Origin of the sequence: Marinobacter salicampi (assembly GCF_011074795.1) — a bacterium.
Lineage (GTDB): Bacteria > Pseudomonadota > Gammaproteobacteria > Pseudomonadales > Oleiphilaceae > Marinobacter > Marinobacter salicampi.
This window is the reverse complement of record NZ_JAAMPF010000002.1, coordinates 184,609-210,282: the sequence shown is the minus strand read 5'-3', so window position 1 is coordinate 210,282 and position 25,674 is coordinate 184,609. Positions and strand designations below refer to the sequence as shown.

Below are 25,674 nucleotides of genomic sequence, written 5' to 3'. Positions count from 1 at the left end.
TCTTTAATGAACCCAGGGTTTGGTGAAACACATGTCATCGGTTGAAACAGAAAACATGATTGTCGGCCTCGACATCGGCACATCCAAAGTGGTTGCCATCGTTGGCAAGCGCAAGGTGGATGGCACCATCGAAGTGGTGGGCATCGGTTCCCACCCGTCCCGGGGTCTGAAACGCGGGGTAGTGGTCAATATCGAGACCACGGTCCAGGCGATCCAGCGAGCGGTGGAAGAGGCAGAGCTGATGGCGGGTTGTCGCATTCACTCGGTCTACGCCGGTATCGCCGGCAGCCATATCAAGAGCTTGAATTCTCACGGCATCGTGGCGATTCGTGATCGGGAAGTGACTCAGGCAGATATCGACCGGGTCATTGACGCGGCCCAGGCGGTGGCCATTCCTGCTGACCAGAAGGTGCTGCATATCCTGCCCCAGGAATTCGTCATCGATAACCAGGAGGGCATCAAGGAGCCGATGGGCATGTCCGGGGTAAGGCTCGAGGCCAAAGTCCATCTGGTCACCTGCGCCGTGAACGCTGCCCAGAACATTGAGAAGTGTGTGCGCCGCTGTGGCCTGGAAGTCGACGACATCATTCTGGAACAGCTGGCGTCCAGCTATGCGGTTCTGACTGAGGACGAGAAAGAGCTGGGTGTCTGTGTCGTGGACATCGGTGGCGGAACTACAGATATCGCGGTATTCACCGGCGGAGCTATTCGCCATACCTCGGTCATCCCCATTGCAGGGGATCAGGTTACCAACGACATCGCGATGGCCCTACGCACGCCAACCCAGAATGCCGAAGAGATCAAGATCAAGTATGCCTGTGCCCTGACCCAGTTGGCAGGTGCAGACGAGACCATCAAGGTACCAAGCGTTGGTGAACGGGCCCCAAGGGATCTGTCCAGGCAAGCCCTGGCAGAAGTGGTCGAGCCTCGCTATGAGGAACTGTTTACGCTGGTCCAGTCGGAGCTGAGACGTTCCGGCTTCGAAGACCTGGTGCCTGCGGGCATCGTGATCACAGGCGGTTCATCGACCATGGAAGGAGTGGTTGAGCTGGCTGAAGAAATCTTCCACATGCCTGTCCGGCTGGCTTCACCGCAGCGGGTATCTGGCATGACTGAAGTGGTCAACAACCCGATTTACGCCACCGGCGTGGGCCTGTTGATTTATGGCTTCCGGCAGATGGACGTTGGCCGGGGGCCGGTGCTCAAGGGCGAGCATGTGCCGTCGTTGTTTGAGCGCATAAAAAGCTGGTTTACAGGGCATTTCTGACGGTAAACCAGAGTAACAGGACGGCCGGTAGTCCGGTCAAACGAAGGTATCTCGAAAAGAACGGCCATTCAAAAAGGCCGACAACAGCACGAAGGAGTAGGGGAATGTTTGAACTAGTGGATAATGTGCAGCAAAACGCTGTGATCAAGGTAATTGGCGTCGGCGGTGGTGGTGGTAATGCCGTCCGGCACATGTTGAATAGCGACATTGAAGGCGTGGACTTTATCTGCGCCAATACCGATGCCCAGGCACTGACCGACATGGGGGCCAAGCAGGTCATCCAGCTCGGCGGCAATATCACCAAGGGACTTGGAGCGGGCGCCAATCCGGAAGTGGGCCGGCAGTCTGCCATGGAAGACCGGGACCGTATCGCAGAAGCCCTTAAAGGTGCCGATATGGTTTTCATCACCGCCGGAATGGGCGGCGGAACCGGTACCGGCGCTGCGCCTATAGTGGCAGAGGTTGCCCGGGAGATGGGTATTCTGACCGTCGCCGTGGTCACCAAGCCTTTCCTATTTGAGGGCGGCAAGCGCATGAAGGTTGCTGAAGCTGGGCTGAAAGAGCTTGAGGAGACGGTGGATTCGCTGATTACAATTCCCAACGAAAAACTGCTTTCCGTGATGGGAAAAAAGACTAGCCTTCTAGATGCCTTTGCCGAAGCCAATAATGTCCTGCTGGGTGCGGTACAGGGCATTGCTGACCTGATCACCCGCAATGGCATGATCAATGTTGACTTTGCGGACGTGAAGACGGTTATGTCCGAAATGGGCATGGCAATGATGGGTACCGCTCGCGCAACCGGCGAAAACCGCGCCCGCGAAGCGGCAGAAGCGGCGATCCGCAGTCCGCTGCTGGAAGACATCAACCTGCAGGGTGCCAAGGGCATACTGGTCAATATTACGGCTGGCATGGACCTGAACTTGGGCGAGTTCTCGGAAGTGGGGGATATCGTGCGTGAGTTCGCATCGGATTCCGCCACTGTGGTTGTAGGCACCGTGATCGATCCTGAAATGACCGATGAGCTCAAGGTTACCGTTGTTGCAACAGGCCTTGGCGGCGACCGGGAAAAGCCCACCAAGGTGGTGGACAACACCCGCACGCTGGATGGTAAAACCGATTACAACCAGCTGGACCGGCCGGCCGTATTGCGACGTCGGGCAGTGGCTCATGGCAACGTTGCCATCGACCAGCGCAGTGACACAGAAGAACACGGGGTCGACTATCTCGATATTCCCGCATTCCTGCGTCGTCAGGCTGATTGATAAAGTGTTGCTATCAGGTTTTCTATGCTAATAAAAACCATTGCGGGTTTTGCAGCGTAGGAGACACATGGCGCCGGACTGAATCACAATTCGGGTGAGCCTGAATTGGTTAAATGGTGTTCAGCCCGATTCTTTGGTATCTTAGGGCACACTTTTGCCTATACGATATCTCACTTTTGTGACGGATTTATGTACTGATGATCAGACAACGGACGCTTAAAAACACCATCCGTGCGACCGGCGTTGGTTTGCACTCGGGTGAAAAAGTTTACCTGACCCTCAAGCCGGCTCCGGTCGAAACGGGTATCGTGTTCCGACGCACAGATCTGGACCCTGTGGTGGAAATCAAGGCCTGCGCCGAGAACGTTGGCGAGACCATGCTTTCCACCACACTGGTAAAAGACACTGTCCGGGTGGCGACCGTCGAACACCTTCTGTCCGCCATGGCGGGTCTGGGTATCGATAACTGCTACGTTGAGCTCAGCGCTGCTGAAGTTCCGATAATGGATGGAAGCGCCGGTCCGTTTGTATTCCTGTTGCAGTCAGCCGGTATTGCTGAGCAGGAGTCGGCCAAACGCTTCATTCGTATCAAGCGCGAAGTCACCATTGAAGAGGGCGACAAGAAGGCGACTTTCCTGCCGTTCGAAGGCTTCAAAGTCAGCTTTGGCATTGACTTCGATCACCCTGTTTTCAAGGGGCGCGCTCAGACGGCAACCGTTGATTTCTCAAGCACATCCTTTGTGAAAGAAGTCAGCCGGGCCCGGACCTTCGGATTCATGCGCGATATTGAGAAGTTGCGTGCAATGAATCTGGCGTTGGGTGGCAGCGTGGATAACGCCATCGTCGTGGACGACTACAAGATCCTGAATGAAGATGGTCTTCGGTACGAAGATGAGTTCGTCAAGCACAAGGTGCTGGATGCCATCGGCGACCTTTACCTGCTGGGTAACAGCCTGATCGGTGAATTCCGTGGCATAAAATCAGGCCATGACCTGAATAACAAGCTGCTGCGCAAGCTCAGGGCGGAACAGGATGCATGGGAAGTCGTAACCTTCGACGACGAAGCCAATGCGCCTATTTCGTATGTAAAACCTGTGTTGGCTGCCCAGTTCTAAGGCGGGATGCCTTAGTCACGGACGTGGCTTGCGAGTTTTTCGAGAACCTCGCGTAAGTTTTTATCCTTCGTGTGCCCGGCTTCCTCTTTGAGGAGCTGGGCATTTTTATGGCTGATCGGTTCTTTGGTGTGTGAAGCCCGGTTCCGGAATCGTGCTGGTACCACCTTTATCTGCAAGCGCCAGACGTACTGGAAGACGGGTTCCTGCCGAAGGTTTGCCATTATCTCATGCTGGCGCATACGTATCTGACTTGCGACCGCCGAAGTATCGGTGCTGAGAGTCATATCCCCCTCACGGAGACTGACGAACCTGACCCGGTTTTCCAGCCCGGTCGGCAGGGCGCGAAGGACTTTCTTCTCGACTTCCCGATGGGTTTCGGCCTTGTCCAGCAGGTTTCGCAGCGTGGGGTTGCGTGTGTGCTGATTAGGGCTCAGGTCCAGCCTTGGCTTCTTCATGATATGGAGAAAAACTCGACGGATACGGTTACTATTGGTTACACTTTTGCACGGTGAATCAGGTGCCCGTGTATTACACTCCGTTTTACATTGACTTGGAGTGTATGTCTACGGCGCCTGCACAACGCTTTCGTGAACAGTTGCCGCTGCACCCCAGGCATGCATTTATGAGGCACGCTCCGATCTTCGGGTCAGTGCCCTGCACCTGGCCAGGATGCCCGGAAGCCAGTTCATGAGAGACGCACGGCAAACGGACGACTTGCGGCTCCAGAATGAATTCACAACAGCCTATGAACGTCATCATCGTTGGCAGACGATATGGAAAATCCCGTGTGCTTCCGGTCAATATTCCAGTCGCGATTGCTGTGCTGGGTATGCTTGGCCTGTTGATAGGCGGTGCAGGCTGGTTTGGATACTCGCTGGCGTCGAAGGGGGTCACGGGTGATGAGGCGGTCGTTGTCGGCACACCGGTCCTGCGTCAGTGGCAGCTAAGACTCGACTCCCAGCGGGAAGATGTCCGTCGTCTCAGCGAAAAAAGCCGTCAGCAAGTGGACGCCCTGACCCTGCGTCTGGGTGAGATGCAGGGTCGGCTTTTAAGACTTGATGCCCTTGGCCAGCGTTTTGTTGAGTCTGGGCTTGTGAGTAATGAAGAGTTCAACTTTGACCAGCCTGCGGCCATGGGTGGACCCGAAGGTTCTGTCGATGGCGATTCGTTTTCGGCGCCAGAGCTCAGCCGGATGATTGATCAGCTTGATGCCCGTCTGGCAGACCGCGAGCAACAGTTGCGCCTCCTCGACAACCTTATCTCCCGTAAGAAGCTGGAAGACGACCGTTTCGTGGCTGGCCGGCCAATTACCTGGGGATGGCTTTCTTCCCGATACGGTTACCGTTCTGATCCGTTCACCGGCAAGCGTACCTGGCATGACGGGGTGGATTTGGCTGGTAAAGAGGGAAGTGACATTATTGCGGTTGCCGCCGGTGTTGTTACCTACGCCGGAGAACGTCATGGCTACGGCAATCTGGTTGAGATCGACCACGGTGATGGCCTTGTAACTCGCTATGCCCATGCCAAAACCGTGGAGGTTGGTCTGGGTGATGTTGTACAAAAGGGCCAGGTGATTGCGCTGATGGGCAGCACCGGTCGTTCCACGGGCCCTCACGTGCATTTTGAAGTTCTGCGTCATGGCAAAAGCCGCAACCCTGAAGACTACATCCAGCGCGCGAGCAGATGACTGGGTGACGATAGTGCCGAGGATGATAGCGTTTAGCGCCCACTTGAGGCACTGCCTTTTGTCCTCCCGTTAAATAAGGTTAGAATGCCGTCTTCACCGGTGCGGGTTAAGCATTGTGTCAGTGTGTTTTTCTGACCGCCACCTGGCCGTGACCGTGCGTTGGTTTCCTCGAATCAAACGCTCTCCGAAAAACCAGAGAAGCAGTGGTCTATGTTCACGAAGCTTGCAACCAAGATGTTCGGCAGTAAAAACGCACGCGAAATCAAACGCATGCGAAAGATTGTCACACGTATCAATGAACTCGAAGAGGGATTTGAAGCGCTGTCGGACTCGGAATTGCAGGGTAAGACTATTGAGTTTCGTCGCCGTCTTGATGAGGGTGAGAGCATCGACCGGATTTTGCCGGAAGCCTTTGCCACTGTCCGCGAGGGCAGTCGGCGTGTGATGGGCATGAGGCACTTTGATGTCCAGCTCATCGGTGGTATCACCCTTCATGAAGGCCACATTGCCGAGATGAAAACCGGTGAGGGCAAGACCCTGGTGGCCACCGCTGCTGTTTACCTGAACGCGCTTAGCGGAAAAGGCGTGCACGTGGTCACCGTCAATGATTACCTGGCACGCCGGGATGCGGAGTGGATGGGGAAGCTCTACCGTTTCCTGGGCATGCAGGTGGGTGTCGTGGTCGCAGGCCAGAGCACCGAAGAGAAGCGCAACGCCTATGCGGCAGACATAACCTACGGTACTAACAACGAGTTCGGCTTTGACTACCTGCGCGACAACATGGCCTTCAGCACCGCTGACAAGGTCCAGCGAGGTATGCACTACGCCATCGTCGACGAAGTCGACTCCATTCTCATCGATGAAGCCCGTACACCGCTGATCATTTCCGGTGCTGCCGAAGACAGCTCCAAGATGTACCGGGAAGTAAACACACTTGTCCCCAGCCTGGTGAAAGGTGAGATACCCGAGGAAGGCGATCCGGAGGGCGACTTTACAATCGATGAGAAAACCCGCCAGGTAGACCTGACCGAGGCCGGCCATGAGAAGGTGGAGCAGCTATTGTCAGAGCGCGGCCTGCTTGCAGAAGGCGAGAGTTTATACTCAGCCACCAATCTGAGCCTGTTGCACCACGTCCACTCGGCTTTGCGGGCCCATCATCTGTTCCAGAAGGATGTGGATTACATCATCCAGGGCGACCAGGTCGTTATCGTCGACGAGCATACGGGGCGTACCATGCCCGGCCGTCGTTGGAGCGAAGGGCTGCACCAGGCTATCGAGGCGAAGGAAGGGATGCCCATCCACGCCGAAAGCCAGACTCTGGCCTCGACGACCTTCCAGAACTACTTCAGGCTCTACGACAAGCTGGCCGGTATGACCGGTACGGCGGATACGGAAGCATTCGAGTTCCGGCAAATTTATGGGCTCGATGTGGTGGTTATACCGCCCAACAAGCCTATCCGCCGGATTGATTACAATGACCTGATTTATCTCACCCAGGAAGAGAAGTTCCACGCCATTATTGACGAAATCAAGGACGTGACCGCGGAAGGACGGCCGATTCTTGTGGGTACCGCCTCAATCGAAGCCTCTGAGTTGCTATCCATGCTTCTCAAGAAGGCCAAGCTTGACCACAAGATCCTTAACGCCAAGCAGCACGAGAGCGAAGCCCAGATCATTGCCCAGGCTGGCCGCCCGGGGGCGGTGACCATTGCGACCAACATGGCGGGCCGTGGTACTGACATCGTGCTCGGGGGTAACTGGGAGCATGAGGTTGCGGGTCTGGAGAATCCTTCCGAAGAAGAGGTCGCCAAGATCAAGGCAGCCTGGAGCGAGCGTCATAACCAGATTCTCGAAGCCGGCGGCCTTCACATCATCGGTACCGAGCGCCATGAATCACGCCGTATCGACAACCAGCTGCGAGGCCGGGCCGGGCGTCAGGGTGATCCGGGCTCCTCCCGCTTCTTCCTCTCCCTGGAAGACAACCTGATGCGGATTTTTGCACCGGACCGGGTCAAGAACATCATGCAGGCCATGGGCATGAAGAAGGGGGAGGCCATTGAGCACCGGATGGTGACCAACGCCATCGAAAAGTCCCAGCGCAAAGTCGAAGGCCGAAACTTCGATATGCGTAAGACCCTGCTGGAATATGATGATGTTGCCAATGACCAGCGTACGGTAATTTACGATCAGCGCAATGAGGTCATGTCGTCGGAAGACATTTCGGAAATGGTCGACACCATACGCGAAGATGTGGTGAATGCAGTGATCACTGAGTACATACCGCCTCAGAGTATGCCTGAGCAGTGGGATGTCTCCGGTCTCGAAGCCCAGCTGCAGTCCGAGATGGCCATCGACCTCCCCATTCAGAAATGGCTGGATGAAGACGAGAAGCTGTTTGAGGAAAATCTGCGCGAGCGTATTCTTGAAGAGGTCGTGGCGGCCTATCGTGCCAAGGAGGAAGTGGTCGGTGCCCAGCCCATGCGCAACTTCGAGAAGCAGGTCTTCCTGCAGGTGATGGATACGCTCTGGAAGGAGCACCTGTCCAACATGGACCACCTGCGCCGGGGCATTCATTTGCGGGGTTATGCCCAAAAGAACCCCAAGCAGGAATATAAGCGCGAGGCCTTCAATCTGTTCGAGACCATGCTTGAAACCATGAAGCGTGACGTGACCCGGGTTCTTTGCCACGTCAAGGTTCAGACCAAGGAAGAGATGGAAGAGGTGGAACGCCGTCGTCGCGAAGAGCTGGACCGACAGTTGGCGGCCGCCAAATTGCGTCATGATGAGACTAGCGCTACTGCAGAGCCGAAACCTGAAAGCGGAGAGGGCGCCCAACAGCAGGCCATTCGGGATACCTTCGTTCGACAGGAGCGCAAAGTGGGTCGCAATGAGCCCTGTCCCTGTGGGTCGGGTAAAAAGTACAAGCAGTGTCACGGCAAAATCAGCTGAGCTGGCGTCCGTGACAGAGGACTAACGCAGCGCCCGCACCCTGAAAACAGGCTGCGGGTTTTTGCTTGCAGGCTGACACAAATCCACGAGGAGGCACCCATGGCGGTAGGATTAGGACCGTTACCAGAATTTTTCCCGGTAGTCGGCGTTCGGCTTGGTGTGACCAGTGCCGGCATTAAAAAACCCGGGCGCAAGGATCTGGTGGTTATTGAAGTGGATGAGGGCAGCCACGTGGCCGGCATATTCACCCGCAACCAATTCTGTGCGGCGCCGGTGACCCTGGCCCGGCAGCACATGTCGGATGCAAGCCCGCGCTATCTGTTGATCAACACCGGTAACGCCAATGCCGGCACCGGTGCCCAGGGTCTTGCCGATGCCCGGGCCTGCTGCCAGGCTCTGGCCAAGGAAACTGGTGTTGAAGCGGCCCAGGTACTGCCGTTTTCCACCGGAGTCATCGGCGAGCCGCTGCCAACTGACCGGCTTGTGCCTGCGCTGCCGGCTGCCATCCAGGCCTTGGATGCTAACGGATGGACTGACGCGGCCCATGGCATCATGACCACTGATACCCTGCCCAAAGGGGCCAGCAAACGGTTCAGGCTGGGTGATGACACCATCACCATTTCTGGCATAAGCAAGGGCGCAGGAATGATTCGCCCCAATATGGCGACCATGCTGGGATTTCTGGCCACCGATGCCAACATTGAGCCCAGGCTCCTCCAGGTGCTCGCATCAGAGTTGGGCGAAGAGTCCTTCAACCGCATAACCATTGATGGCGATACCTCGACCAATGACGCCTGCATGCTGATAGCCACCGGCAAGGCCGGCAATGAAGAAATTAACAGCGACAGCCTGCTGCTGCCGGAACTCAGAGAGGCTCTGAGGGAGGTATTCATGACTCTGGCCCATGCCATCGTGCGGGACGGCGAAGGGGCGACCAAGTTCATCACCATTGAGGTCAGTGGCGCCGCATCCCAGAAGGAGGCGTTGGACGTGGCCTACACCATTGCCCATTCGCCATTGGTGAAGACTGCTCTGTATGCATCAGACCCCAATTGGGGTCGTATTCTGGCGGCGGTGGGAAGAGCCGGGGTTCCGGACCTGGATCTGGATGCGTTGACCATCCATCTGGGCGATGTCTGCCTGGTTCGGGGCGGTGGCCGTGCTGATGACTACAGCGAGGAACGTGGTCAGGCGGTGATGAATGAACCGGAGATTACTATTGCGATAAACCTCAACCGGGGTGAGATCAGGGAGCGGGTCTGGACATGCGATTTCTCCCACGACTACGTGACAATAAACGCCGAGTACCGTTCCTGAGGTTGCTTATGGTGGTGTTGAGCCGGCTTCCATGAAGGCTGAAGTCCATGTGGCCGTCGCGGTGGTGCGGTCCGGTGACAGAGTTCTTATTGCCCGTCGGCCGGATCATGTCCACCAGGGAGGCCTGCTTGAGTTCCCCGGCGGTAAAGTTGAGGCGGACGAGGACATACGCCAGGCGCTGGTCCGTGAGCTGGCCGAGGAGACCGGGCTGGAGACGGAGGCTGGTCAGTGGCAGCCGGTCATCGGTATCCGCCACGACTACGGCGACAAGAAGGTTTTTTTGGATGTCTGGCAAACCGCCGCATTTGAGGGGAACCCCGAGGGCAGGGAAGGACAGCCCATTGGCTGGCGCGTAATTGACGACTTGCGTGATGAGGATTTTCCAGCCGCCAACCGATCGATTATCCGGGCACTCCGGCTGCCTGACTATTATGGCATTACCGGTGGCTTCCGTACGGTCACAGAGGGCTTGGTCCAGCTCCAGGACAGTCTCGCCCGCAACTGTGTTCCGTTGGTAGTGCTTCGGGCACCCTGGCTGGACCGGGCAGACTACCGCGCAATGGTGACGGAAGCCCGGGAGCTTTGCCGTGAGGCGGGTTCAGAGCTACTGGTCCATGGCCCCCATGCCCCAGTCGAGGCAGCGGGTGTGCATCTCACCTGGGCCCAGGCGTCAGCGTGTGAAAAGCGTCCCTTTTCACCAGATCGCTGGCTGGCGGTGTCCTGCCACAACGCCTGCCAGATCAGCCATGCTGTCGCTCTGGGTGCCGACTTCGTAACCCTCGGTCCGGTTACGCCCACCGCCAGCCATCCTGGAGCGCCGGCTATGGGCTGGGAGCGCTTTACCGCTCTGGTGGAAGATTCACCCGTGCCCGTTTACGCCCTGGGTGGCCTAAGGCGCTCCGATCTGGAGAAGGTTCGGGCTTGTGGCGGGCAGGGTGTCGCCGGCATAGGAAACTGGTGGCGCGGGGCTAATCTGTTATGCTGACAGAAATGTCCGGACAGGAGCGTTTGTGAGCGAACTAACTCATCTCGATGAAAAGGGCGCAGCCCGGATGGTGGACGTTTCTTCAAAGTCCGAAACGGTGCGTGAAGCCCGCGCAGAAGCCTACATATACATGGCGCCTGAGACCCTTGCCATGATTGTAGAAGGTCAGCATCCCAAGGGTGACGTGTTGGCGGTCGCCAGGGTGGCCGGCATTATGGCCGCGAAGAAGACCCATGAACTTATTCCCCTGTGTCACGCCCTGAACCTCAGTTCAGTCAAGGTCGAGCTGACGCCATCCCATAATCCCGATGCGATTCATATCGAAACCTTCTGCAAGTTGTCCGGCCAGACCGGTGTTGAAATGGAGGCTCTGACAGCGGCCTCGGTAGCGGCTCTGACCCTTTATGATATGTGCAAGGCAGTGGACCGGGGCATGACCATCGAGCGCATTCGCCTGCTGGAAAAGAAAGGTGGGCGCAGTGGGCATTGGAAGTCAGCCTGATATGGGCGTGCAAAAAACCCTCGTCGATGATTTTGGTCGTCAGGTAACCTACGTCCGGATATCCGTCACTGACCGCTGTGATTTCCGGTGTGTGTATTGTATGTCCGAGGACATGCAGTTCCTGCCCAAATCGGAAGTGCTGTCCCTGGAGGAAATGGTCGTTCTGGCTCGCAATCTCGTGGCCTCTGGAGTCACCAAGATCCGACTGACCGGGGGTGAACCCCTGGTACGCCCGGGCATAGTCGACCTGGTCAAGTCCATGGCGACACTGCCGGGTCTAGAAGAGCTCTGCATGACCACTAATGGTGGGCGTCTTCAGGATCTCGCAGAGCCTCTTCGCAAAGCCGGTCTGAACAGGCTGAACATCAGTCTCGACAGTCTGGATACTGAGCGATTTCGAGAACTCACCCGAACCGGACGCCTGGGCCAGGTACTGAGCGGGATTGAGGCGGCCCGGGCGGCCGGTTTTGAGCATACCAAACTGAACGCCGTCATATTGCGGGGCCGCAATGACGATGAGGTTCTTTCCCTGGTTGAGTTCGCGCGGGCCAAAGGTCTGGACCTGAGCTTTATTGAAGAGATGCCCTTGGGCATTATTACTGAGCACAACCGGGCAGAAGCGTTTATCCCAAGTGCGGAGATCCGCAGCCTGATTGCTGAGCGGTATAAACTGGAGGCGGTCGGTGATGCAACCGGGGGCCCCTCCCGTTACTACCGTGCACCGGGTCACGACAACCGCATTGGCTTCATTTCACCCCACAGCCACAATTTCTGCGGTGACTGCAACCGGGTTCGGGTTACCACCGAGGGGCGGTTGCTACTCTGCCTTGGCAATGAGCACTCAATGGATCTGCGTCGGGTATTGCGCGAAGGCGATGCGGGCAGCGAGGCTGTGGATGCCAGGGTGCAGGCAGCGCTCCGTGAGGCCATGGCACTGAAACCTGAAAAACACCATTTTGATCTGGATGAAGAGCCTCAGATCCTTCGTTTCATGAGCGCGACCGGCGGCTGATCAAGCTTCGCTGATCCGGTTTCCCCGCATTCGTTCAGCTTATCGCCAATCTGTATGGCTTCAGTCAGCGTAAGTGTTCACGCTCATTAGGGTATCCGCGCCCCTGCCGTAGTTTGATAACCTTAAACAGGCCAATCAAACTACGCCCAAAGTACAGCTTCTGCTAAAATGCGCGGCCAGTTTATACACACGAGGGAATGCTGTGGTCGTTCGCTACATCCAGACCTGCCGATTACCGACGCCTTTTGGTGTGTTCGATATGCATGGCTTTGAGGAATTGGCCACAGGGAAGGAGCATATCGCCCTCACACTCGGTCCGCTGGATAATCCCGAGCCCATGCTGGCCCGAACCCACTCCGAATGCCTGACCGGCGATGCGCTCTACAGTATGCGGTGTGATTGCGGTTACCAGCTCGAGGAAGCATTGCGCAGCATCGCCCGCGAAGGCAGAGGCATACTGCTATATCTGCGTCAGGAAGGGCGGGGTATTGGCCTGCTCAACAAAATCCGCGCTTACAATCTGCAGGATCAAGGTGCCGACACAGTCGAGGCCAACGAGCAGCTGGGCTTTGCAGCCGACCTGAGAGATTACACCATGTGCCGGGACATGCTGGGCCACCTGGGCATTCGCAGCCTCAAGCTGATGACCAACAACCCCAAGAAGGTGTTGGCGCTTGAGGAGCTGGGCATCGAGATTGCCGAGCGAGTGGCGATCCATGTGGGCCGCAATCCCCACAACGAGCACTATCTCAATACCAAGCAGAGCAAGCTGGGCCACTGGCTGGAAACCCATCAGGATGACGACCCGGGGCTCTGACCCGGCCGCTTCCGGTTCTCTAGGGTAGGGCTTTGAGGGTTTTGCCTGTCTTCATGCGATCCAGTCGTTTTCGCACCGCTGCGAGCATGCCATCGCTGTCCAGGCCACACTCGGCCAGCAACTCTTCGCGCTTGCCGTGATCGACGAACAGATCCGGTAGTCCCAGGTTAAGCATCGGAATATCGACGCCCTGGGCGTTAAGAAATTCTGACACCGCACTGCCAGCGCCACCTGCAATGGCGTTTTCCTCAACGGTCACCAGCAATTCATGCTGCGTGGCCAGCTCCAGAATAAGCGCTTCATCAAGGGGTTTCACAAATCGCATGTCAGCCACGGTGGCACCGAGGCTGTTTGCCACATCCAGAGCCGAGCTCAGCAGTGTGCCGAAGTTCAGGATCGCCACGGTCTTGCCTTCTCTGACACGCTGGCCTTTGCCGATGGGAAGGGGCTCAAGGTGCTGGTTAACAGCCGCGCCGGGCCCTGTGCCACGAGGATAGCGCACGGCTGCCGGGCCGGAAAAGGTAAGGCCTGTGTGCAGAAGCTGCCGGGTCTCATTTTCGTCGGACGGGGTCATGACAATGAGGTTGGGGATGCACCGGAGGTAGCTCAGGTCGAATGCGCCGGCGTGGGTTGGGCCATCTTCGCCGACTAGGCCTGCTCGGTCGATCGCAAACAGTACGTCCAGATTCTGTATGGCTACGTCGTGTATGAGCTGGTCGTAGGCACGCTGCAAAAAGGTAGAGTAGATCGCGACCACTGGTTTGGCCCCGTCGCAGGCCAGGCCTGCAGCCAGTGTTACGGCATGCTGTTCGGCAATGGCAACGTCGTAATAGCGATTCGGGAAGCGCTGACAGAAAGCCAGCATGTCCGAGCCTTCACACATGGCCGGCGTAATACCAACCACACGCTCATCCAGTTCTGCCGCATCGCAGAGCCATTGGCCGAAGATATTGGCGTATTTGGGCTTTTTGGGTGTCGGGCTGGCGGAGGCAGGGGCTACAGGTGGTGCCGGTTCAATCTTGTTAATGGCGTGATAGCCAATAGGATCTGCCTCTGCCAGCGCGAAGCCCTTGCCTTTCTTGGTGACCACATGCAAAAACTGGGGGCCATCAAGCTCTCGTATGTTCTCCAGGGTTTCTACCAGTAGTGGTAAATCATGACCATCAATAGGTCCGATATAATTGAAGCCCAGCTCCTCAAACAGGGTGCCGGGTGCAATCATGCCCTTGAAGTGCTCTTCGGTCTTGCGGGCCAGGGCCATGAGGTTAGGCGTCGCCTGGAGCACCCGCTTGCTGCTGTCTCGAACCTGATTGTAGGTCCGGCTTGCCAGCAGTTTGGCAAAATAGTTCGATAACCCGCCCACGTTGTGGGAAATGGACATGTCATTATCGTTCAGGATAACCAGCAGATCAGCCCGAATATGGCCCGCATGATTCAGGGCCTCGAACGCCATACCTGCGGTCATGGCGCCATCCCCGATGACCGCTACGCTCTTGCGTGCGGTGCCCTGCATCTGTGAAGCAATGGCCATGCCCAGGGCTGCACTGATGGAGGTGCTGGAATGGCCAACACCAAAGGTGTCATAGGGGCTCTCTGCCCGCTTTGGGAAACCTGCCAGACCATTCTTCTTGCGAATGGTTGCCATGTGCCCGCGCCGGCCGGTCAGTATTTTGTGGGGATAGGCCTGGTGACCCACGTCCCAGACCAGGCGGTCTTCTGGGGTGTTATAGACGTAATGCAGGGCGACGGTAAGCTCCAGGACCCCAAGGCCTGCGCCGAAATGACCCCCGGTCTGCCCGACGGACCACAGCAGAAACGAGCGGAGTTCCCGGGCCAGCTGGGGCAGCTGTTCCTCTGACAGCAGGCGGAGCTGGTCCGGCGTGTCAATCTGGTCCAGCAGCGGTGTATTGGGCTGCTGTGACGGGATTTCCTTGAATATGTAGGTATCCTGCATCCGCTTGGGTCTTATCCAGGTAATGAGCGTGTGTCACGAAATCGTATTATATGGGATCAAGGCTGCTACTTTCACACCCAATGCGGTCATTATTCAATGGCTGCGGGCGACCACGAAATCCGCCATCGCTCTGAGCGCATCCGCTTCTTCGCCAAAACCGTCGAGATGTGACAGCGCAGTCCGCAGAAGCCCCGCCAGGTGCTCGCGGCTGCCCGCAATGCCCAACAGGGCCGGGTAGGTAGGCTTGCAGCGTGCCGCATCGGCGCCCTGGGTCTTGCCGAGGGTCTGGGTGTCGCCCTCCACATCGAGCAAGTCATCCTGAACCTGAAAGGCCAGACCCAGAGCTCTGGCGTAGGCATGCAGCGACTCGATACGGTTGTCATCCAGGCGGTTGGCGGTCAGGACCCCGAGCCTTACGCTGACTTCGATCAGGGCACCGGTCTTGCACCTGTGCATAAGCTCCAGGCGTTCAAGCGTAAGCGTCTGGCCAACGGAAGCAAGGTCTATGGCCTGGCCGCCCACCATGCCCCGATGGCCACTTGCCACCGCAAGCTCACGTATCATTCGCAAGCGAACCGGATCGGTGAGACCGGGTGCTTCACTCAGCCATTCAAAGGCGAGTGCCTGAAGTGCATCTCCTGCCAGAATGGCGGTAGCCTCATCGAAGGCAATATGGGTGGTGGCCCGGCCCCGGCGGAGGTCGTCGTCGTCCATGGCTGGCAGGTCATCGTGGATCAGCGAATAGGCGTGTATAAGTTCAATGGCGCAGCCCGGCAGCACAGCCCGGTCTTCAGGCTCTCCCATAGCACGGGCGGACGCCATGCAGAGGGCTGGCCGGATGCGCTTTCCACCTCCCAGCACACTGTATGTCATGGCTTCTTGCAGGCGGCCGGCACCACTGACCTGTGATAGCCTCAACGTCAGTTCAGTTTCCGCCCGGGAGCGGTAGCTATCCAGGAAAGGGGGGCGTTTATCGGACACGGTCGTTTTCATTCTGCCTCATCGGGACTGAAGGGCCGGGTCTCCAGGCTGCCATCTTCCCGTTGCACCAGTTGCTCCACCCTCTGCTCCGCGGTTTTGAGGGCATGCTGACACGCCCGCGTTAACCGGACACCTCGTTCGAAGGCACCCAGGGACTGCTCGAGAGTCAGCTCACCTTGCTCAAGATCCCTCACCAGGGTCTCCAGCTCATTGAGAGAACGCTCGAAATCGGCAATGGATGGCACAGTGGTCTGGTCGGCCATGACTATGGGCCTCCGGCGGTTGGACGAGTTTTGCGGAGTATACCAGAGCCTGATGTCTAATCAGACTGGTCGGATGATTTCTGCCAGCAAAAACGTAGGAGTTCACCTGGGTGCCCGCGCTCATGCCAGGTCTGCTCGGTAACTCTAACCTCGCCGGTACCGTTTATGGTGACTATGGTAGTCGCCCGTGTACCGTAGTCATCGCTGGCAATAAACGGTGAAGACAGAAATCGCTCGGTGGCAATTCCGACACCGGTATCCGGCAGCATGCTGTCGGGCGCAGGTGTTCTGTCGTGAAGTCGCTCAAGCAAGGTGCTATGCAAGGTGTCGGCGCTTGGTGCGGTCTTCGGAGCCAGCAGTTGGGCAAGCTCCCGGCGCAGCTTGACCAGCTTGGGCCACGGACTCTGGAGCAGATGGTTGCTGACGCCGTAAACACCCCGGTGCAGATAGCGCCCGGGGTGGGAATCGCGATTGCTGAAGTACCATCCACTATTGCCGGCAAGGCGCACCAGGTTGAAGCCGCTGTAGGCCGTACTGTCCTGGCAGAGTCGGGACTCGAGGTTGTCCAGGTCCGGGGTCAGGCCCCGAATGGGCAGCTCACCTCTGGATTTGACGCCGGGGGCCTGGCTGCTTTCCCGGACGTTGGTGACGGCAGTCACAATCCCGCTGGGCGTCACGCCGAGCCAGGTTCCGCCAGAGAGTTGGTCCCGTCCTGCCAGTAGGTCCTGATCCTGCCACCAGTGCATGGGTAAGGTCGGACGTCGGTAGAATTCATCCCGGTTGGCCGCAAGCACCAGGGGAAAGTCCGGGTGTTGCTCCAGGGCGAAGAGAATCAGACACATGCAGTGCTCCGGACATGGCAAAGGATGGGTTAAGTCGCGTTCTTGGTAATAATGCTGGCCGTGCTTGTGTATTATATCAACCTTCTAATCTGCACCGGTTCTGACGCCCATGTCCATAGCTGCGATGTTTGCACTGTACCTTGTCCTTGGCTCTGTGGCGGGCGTACTTGCAGGCCTGTTCGGTATTGGCGGCGGCCTGATCATCGTTCCGATACTGATCTTCAGCTTTGACCTTCAGGGCGTCAGTTCCGAAGTGTCCACCCATCTTGCGGTCGGCACTTCCCTTGCGACGGTCGTCTTTACCTCGCTCAGCTCAATCCGCTCTCACCACGTCAAGAAAGCGGTGAGGTGGGATGTCTTTCGTCCCATGGTGGTGGGCATCGTGATCGGGGCGGTACTGGGCGCCTGGACTGCTTCACTGCTCGATGGCAAAGCGCTGCAACTGATTATTGGGGTCTTCGTCATCCTGGTAGCAATAAAGATGTTTTTTGAGGTCAATCCGACGCCTGGCCGTGATGTACCAGGTAAAGTGGGCCTGGCTGGTGCTGGCACCGGTATCGGCTGGGCCTCTGCAATTTTCGGTATCGGCGGTGGCACCCTGACCGTGCCCTTCCTGAGCTGGAGCAACGTGCGCATGCAGCACGCCGTGGGCACCTCAGCCGCCTGTGGTTTCCCTATTGCATTCGCGGGTGCAGCCGCTAACGGGGTCACAGGTTGGGGCGATGAGGCCTTGCCTGCGTTCAGTATCGGATTTATCTACCTTCCGGCGCTGCTCGGGATCGTGCTAACCAGTGTCTTCTTTGCCCGTTATGGAGCAGAGCTTGCTCATCGTCTGGATGCCCGCATGCTCAAGCGCATATTTGCTATTTTCCTGGTGCTCGTCGGCATCCGTTTTTTGACCTGACACAAGAGTTTGAATAATGCTTCGTCATCCTGAATTTGATCCTGTCGCTATCTCTCTGGGGCCATTAAAAGTGCACTGGTACGGTCTTACCTATCTGGTGGGGTTCCTGGTGGGCTGGTGGCTAGGTCGCCTCAGGACACGAAAACCCTGGTCTCCCATTACGGAAGATCAAATGGGGGACCTGCTGTTCTATATTGCCGTGGGTGTCATTCTCGGTGGCCGTTTCGGCTATGTGCTGTTCTATAACTTCGGTAACTTTCTGGGCGATCCGCTTTCTCTGCTACGGGTATGGGAGGGGGGCATGTCCTTCCACGGCGGCCTGATCGGGGTGATGCTTGCGCTGGCGTGGTTTGCCCGCAAGGTGGACCGGACATTTTTCCAGATTGCCGATTTTGTGGCGCCCCTGGTCCCCGTAGGTCTGGGTGCGGGACGTATTGGCAATTTCATTAACGGTGAACTCTGGGGCAAACCCACTGATGTTCCCTGGGGCATGGTCTTTCCCCAGGCGCCTGATGCGCTCGCCCGCCACCCATCCCAGCTTTATCAGTTTGCGCTGGAAGGGGCATTGTTCTTTATTTTGCTGTGGTGGTTTTCCTCAAAGCCCCGGCCCCGCATGGCGGTCAGTGGCTGCTTCCTGGCCCTTTACGGGATCTTCCGTTTTGTGGTGGAATTTTTCCGCCAGCCGGACCCGCAGCTGGGCTATCTGGCCTTTGACTGGCTGACCATGGGGCAGGTGCTGTCATTCCCAATGATTGTTGCCGGCATTGCCATGGTCGCGTTTGCATACAGGAGAAACACCCCATGAAGGCCTATCTGGATCTGATGAGAGATGTGGTCGATAACGGCAGTGACCGGGGAGACAGAACCGGGGTCGGCACCCGCTCGGTATTCGGGCGCCAGATACGGTTTGACCTGTCGGAAGGTTTTCCTCTGGTGACTACCAAAAAAGTTCATCTGCGCAGCATCATCTATGAGCTGTTGTGGTTTTTGAACGGGTCGACGGACAACCGCTGGTTGCAGGAGCGAAAGGTCAGCATCTGGAATGAGTGGGCGCTGGATGACGGTGACCTCGGGCCGATCTACGGCAAGCAGTGGCGCAGCTGGCAGTGTCCCGATGGTGATGTGGTGGACCAGATCAGTGAGGTTGTTGCCCAGATAAAGGCCAAGCCAAACTCTCGTCGGTTAATCGTATCGGCATGGAATCCGGCTGAGTTGCCCGATGAGTCCGTCAGTCCACAGGCCAATGTCGAGGCCGGGCGGATGGCGCTGGCCCCATGCCACTGCCTGTTCCAGTTCTACGTAGACAAGGGCAAGCTTTCGTGCCAGTTATACCAGCGCAGCGCCGACCTGTTTCTCGGCGTGCCATTCAACATCGCCTCATACAGTCTGCTTACCCACATGATCGCCCAGCAGTGCGATCTCGGTGTGGGTGAGTTTGTCCATACGTTTGGCGACTGCCATCTGTACCAGAACCATTTAACGGACGATATTGTGTTCGAACAGCTGAAGCGCCAGCCTGGCCCGCTGCCAACGCTCAACATCCGGCGTAAGCCCGATTCCCTGTTCGACTATGAGCTGGAAGACTTTGAGTTTGAAGGCTACGACCCCCAGCCGGGCATTAAAGCCCCGATTGCCATCTGACTACTTGCCTGAGCAGGCCGGTCACGGGAGAAAACTATGCGCAAGGCCTTGATCGTCGCGATGGCGGCAAACCGGGTCATCGGACGTAACAATGCATTACCCTGGTACCTTCCGGGGGATCTTCGCTACTTCAAGCAGGCGACCATGGGGAAACCCATCATCATGGGTCGAAAGACCTGGGACTCCATTGGGCGGCCATTGCCAGGGCGGCTCAATATTGTTGTATCGCGGGATCCCGAGTGGCCGGCACCGGCTGGTGCTTGTGCAGTAAACTCGCTGGAAGCCGCGTTCAGGATGGCTGAAGCCCAGGCGGAACTAGAGGGTGGCGATGAGGTGATGGTTATCGGGGGCGGCCAGATCTACCAGGAGGCCTTACCTCAGATCGACAGGATGTATGTGACCCAGGTTCATGATGAGGTCACAGGTGACGCCCGTTTTCCCGAGGTCAACTGGGACGAGTGGGAGGAAATCGGACGGGAGGATTTCTCCGCGTCCGGTAACAATCCCTACGACTACAGTTTTGTGGTCTATCAGCGTTTGTCGTCAGCCTGACGGGCGGGCCGCTTGCTCGGCTGCTTACCGCTGGCAGCGGGCTTACCTGCTGGTGGTTTACCGCGAGCCGGGCTGTTAGGCCTGCCTTTTCCACCCGGACCTTTCTTGAATCCGGGTTTGGGACCTCCCCGCTCCCCTGGCCGTCCACCGCGAGTGTTGTCTCGGCCCCGGCGTTCCGGCGACGGAACCGGCAGGGCGGCCGGCTCTTCCAGCGGCAGGGTGCCAGGCTGGATCGATTCCAGCAGGCACGCCATGGCCCCGGCCAGTTGGCCAATATCAAGCTTGTTGCGCTCGGCTATGCCTTCCAGCATTTCGACAGCCTTGGCAACCTTGTGGTCTTCTGAAAAGGTCATCAACTGTGTTTCGAACTGGTCTTCCCGAAGCTTTTGAAGGTCCGTCGGTGAAGGCAGCTGATAGGCTTCCATAGGCGAATTGGTGGCGCGCTCAAGCGTGCGCAACCAGCTACGCTCCCGCGGCGTTACCAGCAGGATGGCCTTGCCCGAGCGCCCGGCACGGCCGGTGCGGCCAACCCGGTGGATATAGGCTTCAGTGTCGTAGGGCACATCGTAATTGATGACGTGGGTGATCCGTGGCACGTCCAGACCCCGGGCGGCGACATCGGTGGCAACCAGGATGTCTTTCTTGCCCCGCTTAAGCTCATCGACCGTGAGTTCCCGCTGCCGCTGGTTCAGGTCGCCGTTGAGGGGTGCAACCGCATGACCACGGGCAAACAGCTTCTCGGCCAGTAGGGTTGTCTCGGCCTTTGTCCGCACGAATATGATCGCCGCATCAAATGGCTCCACTTCCAGGATCCGGGTCAGGGCATCGAGCTTGCGCTCGGCATAGACCGGCAGCACAAACTGGCTGATAAGGTCATCGGTCTTGGCCTGATTCTCTATTTTTACTTCTTTGGCATTGCTCAGGTAGGTCTGAGCCACCTTGCGAATGGGGCCGGGCATGGTGGCGGAGAAGAGCGCGCGCTGGCAGTTTTCTGGCGTTGCCGCAAGAATGGCCTGAATGTCATCGATGAAGCCCATGCGAAGCATCTCGTCGGCTTCGTCCAGTACCAGGGCTTTCAGTGTATCCAGCTTGAGTGTGCCCCGCCTCAGATGGTCCAGCAGACGGCCAGGCGTGCCGACAATGACCTGAACACCACGCTTGAGCGCCTTGAGCTGGGGGTAGAAGTCCTGGCCGCCATAGATCGGCAGCACGTGGAAATTCTTGAAGCTGCTGGCGTATGTGGTAAATGCTTCGGCGACCTGGATGGCGAGCTCGCGGGTGGGCGTAAGCACCAGGATCTGCGGCACATTGCTGGTACGCTCAATACGGCTGAGCAGCGGCAGGGCAAACGCAGCGGTCTTGCCGGTACCGGTCTGGGCCGTTCCCAGCAGGTTGTCACCGTTCAAAAGGATGGGTATGGCCTGGGCCTGAATGGGCGACGGTGTTTCGTAACCAACAGTGGCAACGGCTTCGAGAACAGCCGGATCAAGGCCGAGGTCGGCAAAAGATTCTATTGACATGAAATAACTCGGGATTCGAAGAGTAAGGCGCGGCGTGGGCTGCGCGTGGTGTGGCACAGTATACCTCTTTGGCGTATTGTTTTGTACGCCTACGAGGCGACTGACGATAGGTAATTACAACGGGAACTAACCGAATGAATTTTGACGAGTTATTGGCTGGTGATGACAAAAGCGGCTTGACTATGCCGGCGTCCTGGGGACAGGGTCGGGCAACATTTGGCGGTTTGGTTGCCGCCCTGGCATTTGACCGGATGGAGAAGGCGGTAGCCCCAGGACGCCCGATGCGCTCAATGCAGGTGTCGTTTGTGGGCCCTGTGACAGCGGATGAGGAAGTGGTTGTCGACACCCGCCTCTTGCGGGAAGGCAAGGCGGTTAGTCAGGCCCAGGCCCATCTTTTGCAGAACGGCGAGACCAGGCTGGCGGCCCTGGCAAGCTTTGGTGGCGGCCGCGACTCCACCGTCAATGTGGAAGCCCTGGCGGCGCCTGAGGCCGCTGATCCTGAAACTTGCGAATCACTGCCTTACATCCGGGGGGTAACCCCGGAGTTTACCCAGCACATCGAAATGCGCTGGGCTTTCGGTTCCATGCCGTTCAGCGGCAAAGGCGGGCGCGAAATGGGCGGATGGATGCGTTTCCGGTCAGCGCCGGAAATCATGACCGACGCCCATATCGTGGCACTGATTGACGCCTGGCCGCCGGCTCTGCTACCTCATCTGAAGCAACCGGCGCCCGCGAGTTCCCTGAGCTGGGCCTTTGACATCGTGCACCCGCGACCGGAAATCAAGGCCGATGACTGGCTACTCTATCGCGCCACCATAGACCAGGCCGGGTCCGGCTATGGTCACACCCATGCCGGTATATGGACCCGGCAGGGAGAACTGGTGGCATTGAGCAGACAGACGGTGACAGTGTTTGGCTAGAACTCGTTGTGGGGAGAAACCAAAGCCCGAGCTGTCGTCAGGCGGCGAGCTCGTGTTTACAGGCATCGATGATGACTCTGGCGAAATCTTCAGGTGAGTCTTCCTGAAGAAAATGGCCCCCTCTCAGCGTGATATGAGGTTGGCCGTGGGCACCGGGAATATGGCGCTGGAGGTAGCGATCGCCGCCATGGTGAATGGGGTCACCGCTACTGAAACAGGTTATGAACGGTTTTTTCCACTTTCGCAGGATTTCCCATGCTGCCCTGTTGGCCAGGCTTGCCGGGTCTGCAGGAGCGATGGGCACGAGCCGTGGAAAAGCTCGAGCGCCCGCTTTATACATGGCGGTGGGGAAAGGTGCCTCATAGGCATCAAGTTCAGCGCGGGTGAGGGTGCGGGCTGTACCCAGCTGGATAATCCGGCTGATGGGAAACCAGGGACTGTAGCGGGCAAAGGCCTTCCAGACCGTGAATACTGCAGGCACGCTCTCCTCGCCCGTGGGTAGTGTGCCGTTACCCACGATAATCCGCTCGAATCGGTGCGGATGCTTGGCGACCAGCCGCAGGCCCAGTAAGGAGCCCCAGTTCTGGCAGACCAGGGTGATATGCCGGAGGTCGAGAGCTTCCAGCCATCTTTCAAGCCAGAGAAGGTGATTCTCATAGCTGTAGTCAGCTATATCCACCGGCTTGTCGGATTTGCCAAAGCCAATCAGATCCGGGGCAAGTACCCGGTGACCCGCTTCAGCGATCCTCGGGATCATGTGGCGATAGAGGTAGGACCAGGAAGGCTCACCGTGAAGCATGACTATCGGGTGCCCCGTGGCCTTGCCTTCGTCAACGTAGTGCATTCTCAGCCCAGGTCCGACGTCCAGATAGCGTGGTTCAAAAGGGTAATCTGCAAGCCCCGCAAAGCGGGCCTCGTCGGTTCTTAGGATACGCATGCCATCGACTGTCCTGACTGATTGGTGCGCGGCCGGTGCCCCGGCCAGATCAGGATTAGCTTAAATCAGATGGCCCGAAAATATGTTTCGTTTGCGTAACAGAGCGTTGCCCGATTGCGTCAGGATGCGATATCGACAATGCTGGAAGGATTTTCCAGGTTAGCGAGGGCCGCGTCACAGCAGTTCAGAACACCGCAGTCGTCTGCCTGGCAGAGCCCAACAACGTCGCAGGGGAGCTCAAAACGTTGTGCGCCTTCGTTACGAAAAACTTTGGCGCGGGAGAGCGTGGAGCTGCAATGACCACATAAAAGCGTGGGTACTACCGAACCTTCTGCCAGACGCGCCTCGAAATGTTCCTCTTTCACCATTTTCCTTCTCCTTTGTTCCCCTGAATCCCTGGGATGACTCTGATGTTGGTAACCTTGATTTTGAAATTCTATAGGCTCAATGCTCAATTATAGGGCTGTCTTATTACATTTAAAGGTTAGGAGTCAACTGTACCGTCGGGACGCCGATTCGAGCGTTTGTCCTCCCAGTCCAGTGACTTGGGGTCATACCAGCCCAGAGCGTCCATCACCCGGCGCCGTGTCGGATTGGACAGGGTGTCCCACAGCACCAGGAAGTCTTCAAGCCCCTGGTCCCGCTGTCTTTTCTGTTTGCTCTGCAGCCGTCTTAACAACAGTGGCAGGTGCAGGGCCTGGCCTAACTGGCCGGGCACCAGTACCTCCTGGCCCATGATCTTTTTTCGATGGGTCCGGCTTGCCAATACTCGCTCAAGCGCCCGAACAGCCTCCAGAGCAGTGTCTGTGTCCATGGTTTCGCGATCCAATGATCCCGCCTGTCTTGTCTGGTTCCCGTGATTGCCGCAATATTTCCAAGATCAAACTACCACTATAACGTGCCTTTGATGACGCTGACCATGACCGTCGTGCTAGGCTGTGATCAGCACCTGAGCACGCGCATCGCCGATCATGCCGGCTTCGGGGAGATGGAAGCGGGGAGTAAAAGAGGTTATGTACGAAGCTTTGGAGAGGCGGTCTTTTCTGGCTGCACTTTTATTGGTGTCCCTGGCATTTATCCTGTTGATGAAGCCTTTTGCCGGCCCTATCTTCTGGGCGGTGGCCATCGCGCTGATTTTTTATCCGGTCCAGCAGGGTCTGCTCAGGAGGCTCGGCGACAGGCCCAACACCATTGCTCTGCTCACGTTGCTTATATGCCTGATCATCGTGGTTATTCCGGTTATCGTCCTGATTTCCTCCCTGGTGGCAGAGGGCATGTGGCTATACCAGGCGATTCAGAGCGGTGAGCTTCGCCCAGGCGAGTATATCGACAAAATCAATGCCTCCTTTCCTGCGATAGAAGCGTTCCTCTCCCAGTTCAACATTGATTTTGCCTCCCTCAGGGATCGCGCCTCCAATGCCTTTGTCGGAGGCAGCCAATTTCTTGCCAAGCAGGCCCTCGGGTTCGGCCAGAACACCTTTCAGTTTTTCCTGGGACTGGCACTGATGGGCTACCTGGCCTTTTTTCTGCTGCGGGACGGTACCAAACTGGTTGAGTTGCTGATCAAGGCGCTACCCCTTGGTGATGAGCGTGAGCGCCTGCTTTTTGCGAAGTTTGCGGAGGTTACCCGGGCGACCGTAAAAGGGAATCTGCTAATAGCGATAATCCAGGGGGCGCTGGGTGGTGGCATTTTTTGGGCACTGGGTATTCAGGGCGCGCTGTTGTGGGGTGTGGTCATGGCTGTGGTTTCACTCATTCCGGCGGTTGGCGCAGCTATTGTCTGGATTCCCGCCGCGCTCTACCTTGCGGCTATCGGAAGTATCATTCCGGCCGTCATACTGACCGTTTTTGGTGTGGTGGTTATTGGTCTGGCCGACAACATCCTTCGGCCGATCCTGGTGGGCCGGGATACCAAACTGCCGGATTACATTGTGCTGCTGTCCACCCTCGGCGGAATCGTGATGTTCGGTATTAATGGGTTTGTGATGGGGCCGCTGGTGGCAGCCCTTTTCATGGCCTTTTGGGGCATCTTTATTCGTGAGTTCAGTGAGGGTTCGGGTTCCCGTCGGCAGGCCGAAGCCCTCCCTCCCGAGGAGAGACCGGGCCAGACTGAGGTTCAGTTGTCAGATTGTGACGCAGCTCACAAAGAGCAGGGCAAGCCAGACTAAGTTGAAGACATGGCACGCCCCCCGCGCCAAGTGTGCTAAGGTTAAGGATTAGTAATGGTTTTGCTCGGTGCAGCCAGGT

The 25,674-nt window shown here is 57.5% G+C and carries 24 protein-coding genes and 1 pseudogene; 16 read left to right on the top strand and 9 right to left on the bottom strand.

The window, feature by feature from the left end:
* Positions 1-31: 31 nt before the first annotated feature.
* The 3 genes and pseudogenes from ftsA (at position 32) to lpxC (ending at position 3,644) form a co-directional block, all read left to right on the top strand.
* The gene (ftsA, locus tag G7W63_RS01285) at positions 32-1,267 is read left to right on the top strand and encodes a cell division protein FtsA (RefSeq protein WP_166251930.1); all 1,236 of its coding nucleotides are present in this window, start codon (positions 32-34) and stop codon (positions 1,265-1,267) included.
* A 104-nt stretch (positions 1,268-1,371) separates the two neighbouring features.
* Positions 1,372-2,358 (top strand): annotated as a pseudogene (gene ftsZ, locus G7W63_RS01280) (cell division protein FtsZ); the annotation flags it as partial.
* A 368-nt stretch (positions 2,359-2,726) separates the two neighbouring features.
* Entirely contained in the window at positions 2,727-3,644 is a 918-nt protein-coding gene (gene lpxC, locus G7W63_RS01275) for a UDP-3-O-acyl-N-acetylglucosamine deacetylase (protein WP_166251924.1), read from the top strand.
* 11 nt (positions 3,645-3,655) lie between these two features.
* Here lpxC and G7W63_RS01270 read toward each other — a convergent pair whose 3' ends face one another.
* A complete protein-coding gene (locus G7W63_RS01270; protein WP_166251921.1) occupies positions 3,656-4,099 on the bottom strand; it encodes a DciA family protein in 444 nt (147 codons plus the stop codon).
* Positions 4,100-4,371: 272 nt separating this feature from the next.
* Here G7W63_RS01270 and G7W63_RS01265 point away from each other — a divergent pair, with 272 nt between their 5' ends.
* From G7W63_RS01265 to ribA, 7 genes are all read left to right on the top strand, one after another.
* Positions 4,372-5,331: a M23 family metallopeptidase gene (locus G7W63_RS01265; RefSeq protein WP_242634267.1), complete on the top strand. Its 960-nt coding sequence runs from the start codon at positions 4,372-4,374 to the stop codon at positions 5,329-5,331.
* Positions 5,332-5,541: 210 nt separating this feature from the next.
* Positions 5,542-8,280, top strand: a complete 2,739-nt coding sequence (gene secA, locus G7W63_RS01260) for a preprotein translocase subunit SecA (protein ID WP_166251918.1) — start codon at positions 5,542-5,544, stop codon at positions 8,278-8,280.
* Between the two features lie 99 nt (positions 8,281-8,379).
* Positions 8,380-9,597, top strand: coding sequence for a bifunctional glutamate N-acetyltransferase/amino-acid acetyltransferase ArgJ (gene argJ, locus G7W63_RS01255; RefSeq protein ID WP_166251915.1), 1,218 nt, complete (start codon positions 8,380-8,382; stop codon positions 9,595-9,597).
* 31 nt (positions 9,598-9,628) lie between these two features.
* A complete protein-coding gene (locus G7W63_RS01250; protein WP_166251912.1) occupies positions 9,629-10,582 on the top strand; it encodes a Nudix family hydrolase in 954 nt (317 codons plus the stop codon).
* A 25-nt stretch (positions 10,583-10,607) separates the two neighbouring features.
* Entirely contained in the window at positions 10,608-11,084 is a 477-nt protein-coding gene (gene moaC, locus G7W63_RS01245; RefSeq protein ID WP_166251909.1) for a cyclic pyranopterin monophosphate synthase MoaC, read from the top strand.
* Position 11,085: 1 nt separating this feature from the next.
* Entirely contained in the window at positions 11,086-12,096 is a 1,011-nt protein-coding gene (gene moaA, locus G7W63_RS01240) for a GTP 3',8-cyclase MoaA (RefSeq protein ID WP_166252047.1), read from the top strand.
* Between the two features lie 202 nt (positions 12,097-12,298).
* Positions 12,299-12,913, top strand: coding sequence for a GTP cyclohydrolase II (ribA, locus tag G7W63_RS01235; protein ID WP_166251906.1), 615 nt, complete (start codon positions 12,299-12,301; stop codon positions 12,911-12,913).
* 19 nt (positions 12,914-12,932) lie between these two features.
* On the opposite strand, the gene dxs is transcribed toward ribA, so the two are convergent.
* The 4 genes from dxs to G7W63_RS01215 all read right to left on the bottom strand — a co-directional run bounded on the left by dxs (position 12,933) and on the right by G7W63_RS01215 (position 16,953).
* Entirely contained in the window at positions 12,933-14,867 is a 1,935-nt protein-coding gene (gene dxs / locus G7W63_RS01230) for a 1-deoxy-D-xylulose-5-phosphate synthase (RefSeq protein ID WP_166251903.1), read from the bottom strand.
* 93 nt (positions 14,868-14,960) lie between these two features.
* Complete coding sequence (locus G7W63_RS01225; RefSeq protein WP_166251900.1) at positions 14,961-15,860, bottom strand: polyprenyl synthetase family protein; 900 nt, start codon at positions 15,858-15,860, stop codon at positions 14,961-14,963.
* Positions 15,857-16,111 (bottom strand): exodeoxyribonuclease VII small subunit, encoded by a 255-nt coding sequence (locus G7W63_RS01220; RefSeq protein ID WP_166251897.1) that lies wholly within the window; start codon positions 16,109-16,111, stop codon positions 15,857-15,859. The genes G7W63_RS01225 and G7W63_RS01220 overlap by 4 nt, the downstream gene beginning before the upstream one ends.
* Positions 16,112-16,167: 56 nt before the next feature.
* Positions 16,168-16,953, bottom strand: coding sequence for an NRDE family protein (locus tag G7W63_RS01215; RefSeq protein ID WP_166251894.1), 786 nt, complete (start codon positions 16,951-16,953; stop codon positions 16,168-16,170).
* Between the two features lie 109 nt (positions 16,954-17,062).
* On the opposite strand from G7W63_RS01215, the gene G7W63_RS01210 reads away from it, so the two are divergent.
* From G7W63_RS01210 to G7W63_RS01195, 4 genes are read left to right on the top strand one after another with little or no spacing between them, the layout of a single operon-like run.
* Complete coding sequence (locus G7W63_RS01210) at positions 17,063-17,857, top strand: sulfite exporter TauE/SafE family protein (RefSeq protein WP_166251891.1); 795 nt, start codon at positions 17,063-17,065, stop codon at positions 17,855-17,857.
* A 16-nt stretch (positions 17,858-17,873) separates the two neighbouring features.
* Positions 17,874-18,662 carry a prolipoprotein diacylglyceryl transferase gene (gene lgt, locus G7W63_RS01205; RefSeq protein WP_166251888.1) on the top strand — a complete coding sequence of 263 codons (789 nt, stop codon included), beginning with the start codon at positions 17,874-17,876 and terminating at the stop codon, positions 18,660-18,662.
* The gene (locus G7W63_RS01200; protein ID WP_166251885.1) at positions 18,659-19,498 is read left to right on the top strand and encodes a thymidylate synthase; all 840 of its coding nucleotides are present in this window, start codon (positions 18,659-18,661) and stop codon (positions 19,496-19,498) included. The genes lgt and G7W63_RS01200 overlap by 4 nt, the downstream gene beginning before the upstream one ends.
* A 36-nt stretch (positions 19,499-19,534) precedes the next feature.
* Complete coding sequence (locus G7W63_RS01195) at positions 19,535-20,050, top strand: dihydrofolate reductase (RefSeq protein ID WP_166251882.1); 516 nt, start codon at positions 19,535-19,537, stop codon at positions 20,048-20,050.
* Here G7W63_RS01195 and G7W63_RS01190 read toward each other — a convergent pair.
* The gene (locus tag G7W63_RS01190) at positions 20,029-21,570 is read right to left on the bottom strand and encodes a DEAD/DEAH box helicase (protein ID WP_166251879.1); all 1,542 of its coding nucleotides are present in this window, start codon (positions 21,568-21,570) and stop codon (positions 20,029-20,031) included. The genes G7W63_RS01195 and G7W63_RS01190 overlap by 22 nt on opposite strands.
* A 134-nt stretch (positions 21,571-21,704) precedes the next feature.
* Here G7W63_RS01190 and G7W63_RS01185 point away from each other — a divergent pair, with 134 nt between their 5' ends.
* On the top strand, positions 21,705-22,490 hold the full coding sequence (locus G7W63_RS01185) for an acyl-CoA thioesterase (protein ID WP_166251876.1): 786 nt from the start codon (positions 21,705-21,707) through the stop codon (positions 22,488-22,490).
* 37 nt (positions 22,491-22,527) lie between these two features.
* On the opposite strand, the gene G7W63_RS01180 is transcribed toward G7W63_RS01185, so the two are convergent.
* The 3 genes from G7W63_RS01180 to G7W63_RS01170 form a co-directional block, all read right to left on the bottom strand.
* Entirely contained in the window at positions 22,528-23,427 is a 900-nt protein-coding gene (locus tag G7W63_RS01180; protein ID WP_166251873.1) for a haloalkane dehalogenase, read from the bottom strand.
* 119 nt (positions 23,428-23,546) lie between these two features.
* Complete coding sequence (locus G7W63_RS01175; protein WP_166251870.1) at positions 23,547-23,795, bottom strand: hypothetical protein; 249 nt, start codon at positions 23,793-23,795, stop codon at positions 23,547-23,549.
* Positions 23,796-23,911: 116 nt separating this feature from the next.
* Positions 23,912-24,241 (bottom strand): hypothetical protein, encoded by a 330-nt coding sequence (locus tag G7W63_RS01170; RefSeq protein WP_166251867.1) that lies wholly within the window; start codon positions 24,239-24,241, stop codon positions 23,912-23,914.
* Positions 24,242-24,440: 199 nt separating this feature from the next.
* On the opposite strand from G7W63_RS01170, the gene G7W63_RS01165 reads away from it, so the two are divergent.
* Positions 24,441-25,595, top strand: a complete 1,155-nt coding sequence (locus tag G7W63_RS01165) for an AI-2E family transporter (RefSeq protein ID WP_166251864.1) — start codon at positions 24,441-24,443, stop codon at positions 25,593-25,595.
* Positions 25,596-25,674 lie beyond the last annotated feature (79 nt).

Excerpts from the sequence above, each read along its gene's own strand:
- G7W63_RS01250 (WP_166251912.1), top strand. The coding sequence starts at position 9,629 with ATGAAGGCTGAAGTCCATGTGGCCGTCGCGGTGGTGCGGTCCGGTGAC.
- G7W63_RS01215 (WP_166251894.1), bottom strand. The coding sequence starts at position 16,953 with ATGTGTCTGATTCTCTTCGCCCTGGAGCAACACCCGGACTTTCCCCTG.
- G7W63_RS01225 (WP_166251900.1), bottom strand. The coding sequence starts at position 15,860 with ATGAAAACGACCGTGTCCGATAAACGCCCCCCTTTCCTGGATAGCTAC.
- G7W63_RS01200 (WP_166251885.1), top strand. The coding sequence starts at position 18,659 with ATGAAGGCCTATCTGGATCTGATGAGAGATGTGGTCGATAACGGCAGT.
- G7W63_RS01180 (WP_166251873.1), bottom strand. The coding sequence starts at position 23,427 with ATGCGTATCCTAAGAACCGACGAGGCCCGCTTTGCGGGGCTTGCAGAT.
- G7W63_RS01270 (WP_166251921.1), bottom strand. The coding sequence starts at position 4,099 with ATGAAGAAGCCAAGGCTGGACCTGAGCCCTAATCAGCACACACGCAAC.
- ftsA (WP_166251930.1), top strand. The coding sequence starts at position 32 with ATGTCATCGGTTGAAACAGAAAACATGATTGTCGGCCTCGACATCGGC.
- G7W63_RS01190 (WP_166251879.1), bottom strand. The coding sequence starts at position 21,570 with ATGTCAATAGAATCTTTTGCCGACCTCGGCCTTGATCCGGCTGTTCTC.
- secA (WP_166251918.1), top strand. The coding sequence starts at position 5,542 with ATGTTCACGAAGCTTGCAACCAAGATGTTCGGCAGTAAAAACGCACGC.
- G7W63_RS01175 (WP_166251870.1), bottom strand. The coding sequence starts at position 23,795 with ATGGTGAAAGAGGAACATTTCGAGGCGCGTCTGGCAGAAGGTTCGGTA.
- G7W63_RS01265 (WP_242634267.1), top strand. The coding sequence starts at position 4,372 with ATGAATTCACAACAGCCTATGAACGTCATCATCGTTGGCAGACGATAT.
- G7W63_RS01165 (WP_166251864.1), top strand. The coding sequence starts at position 24,441 with ATGTACGAAGCTTTGGAGAGGCGGTCTTTTCTGGCTGCACTTTTATTG.
- lpxC (WP_166251924.1), top strand. The coding sequence starts at position 2,727 with ATGATCAGACAACGGACGCTTAAAAACACCATCCGTGCGACCGGCGTT.
- G7W63_RS01170 (WP_166251867.1), bottom strand. The coding sequence starts at position 24,241 with ATGGACACAGACACTGCTCTGGAGGCTGTTCGGGCGCTTGAGCGAGTA.
- argJ (WP_166251915.1), top strand. The coding sequence starts at position 8,380 with ATGGCGGTAGGATTAGGACCGTTACCAGAATTTTTCCCGGTAGTCGGC.
- G7W63_RS01220 (WP_166251897.1), bottom strand. The coding sequence starts at position 16,111 with ATGGCCGACCAGACCACTGTGCCATCCATTGCCGATTTCGAGCGTTCT.
- G7W63_RS01195 (WP_166251882.1), top strand. The coding sequence starts at position 19,535 with ATGCGCAAGGCCTTGATCGTCGCGATGGCGGCAAACCGGGTCATCGGA.
- lgt (WP_166251888.1), top strand. The coding sequence starts at position 17,874 with ATGCTTCGTCATCCTGAATTTGATCCTGTCGCTATCTCTCTGGGGCCA.
- moaA (WP_166252047.1), top strand. The coding sequence starts at position 11,086 with ATGGGCGTGCAAAAAACCCTCGTCGATGATTTTGGTCGTCAGGTAACC.
- dxs (WP_166251903.1), bottom strand. The coding sequence starts at position 14,867 with ATGCAGGATACCTACATATTCAAGGAAATCCCGTCACAGCAGCCCAAT.
- G7W63_RS01210 (WP_166251891.1), top strand. The coding sequence starts at position 17,063 with ATGTCCATAGCTGCGATGTTTGCACTGTACCTTGTCCTTGGCTCTGTG.
- G7W63_RS01185 (WP_166251876.1), top strand. The coding sequence starts at position 21,705 with ATGAATTTTGACGAGTTATTGGCTGGTGATGACAAAAGCGGCTTGACT.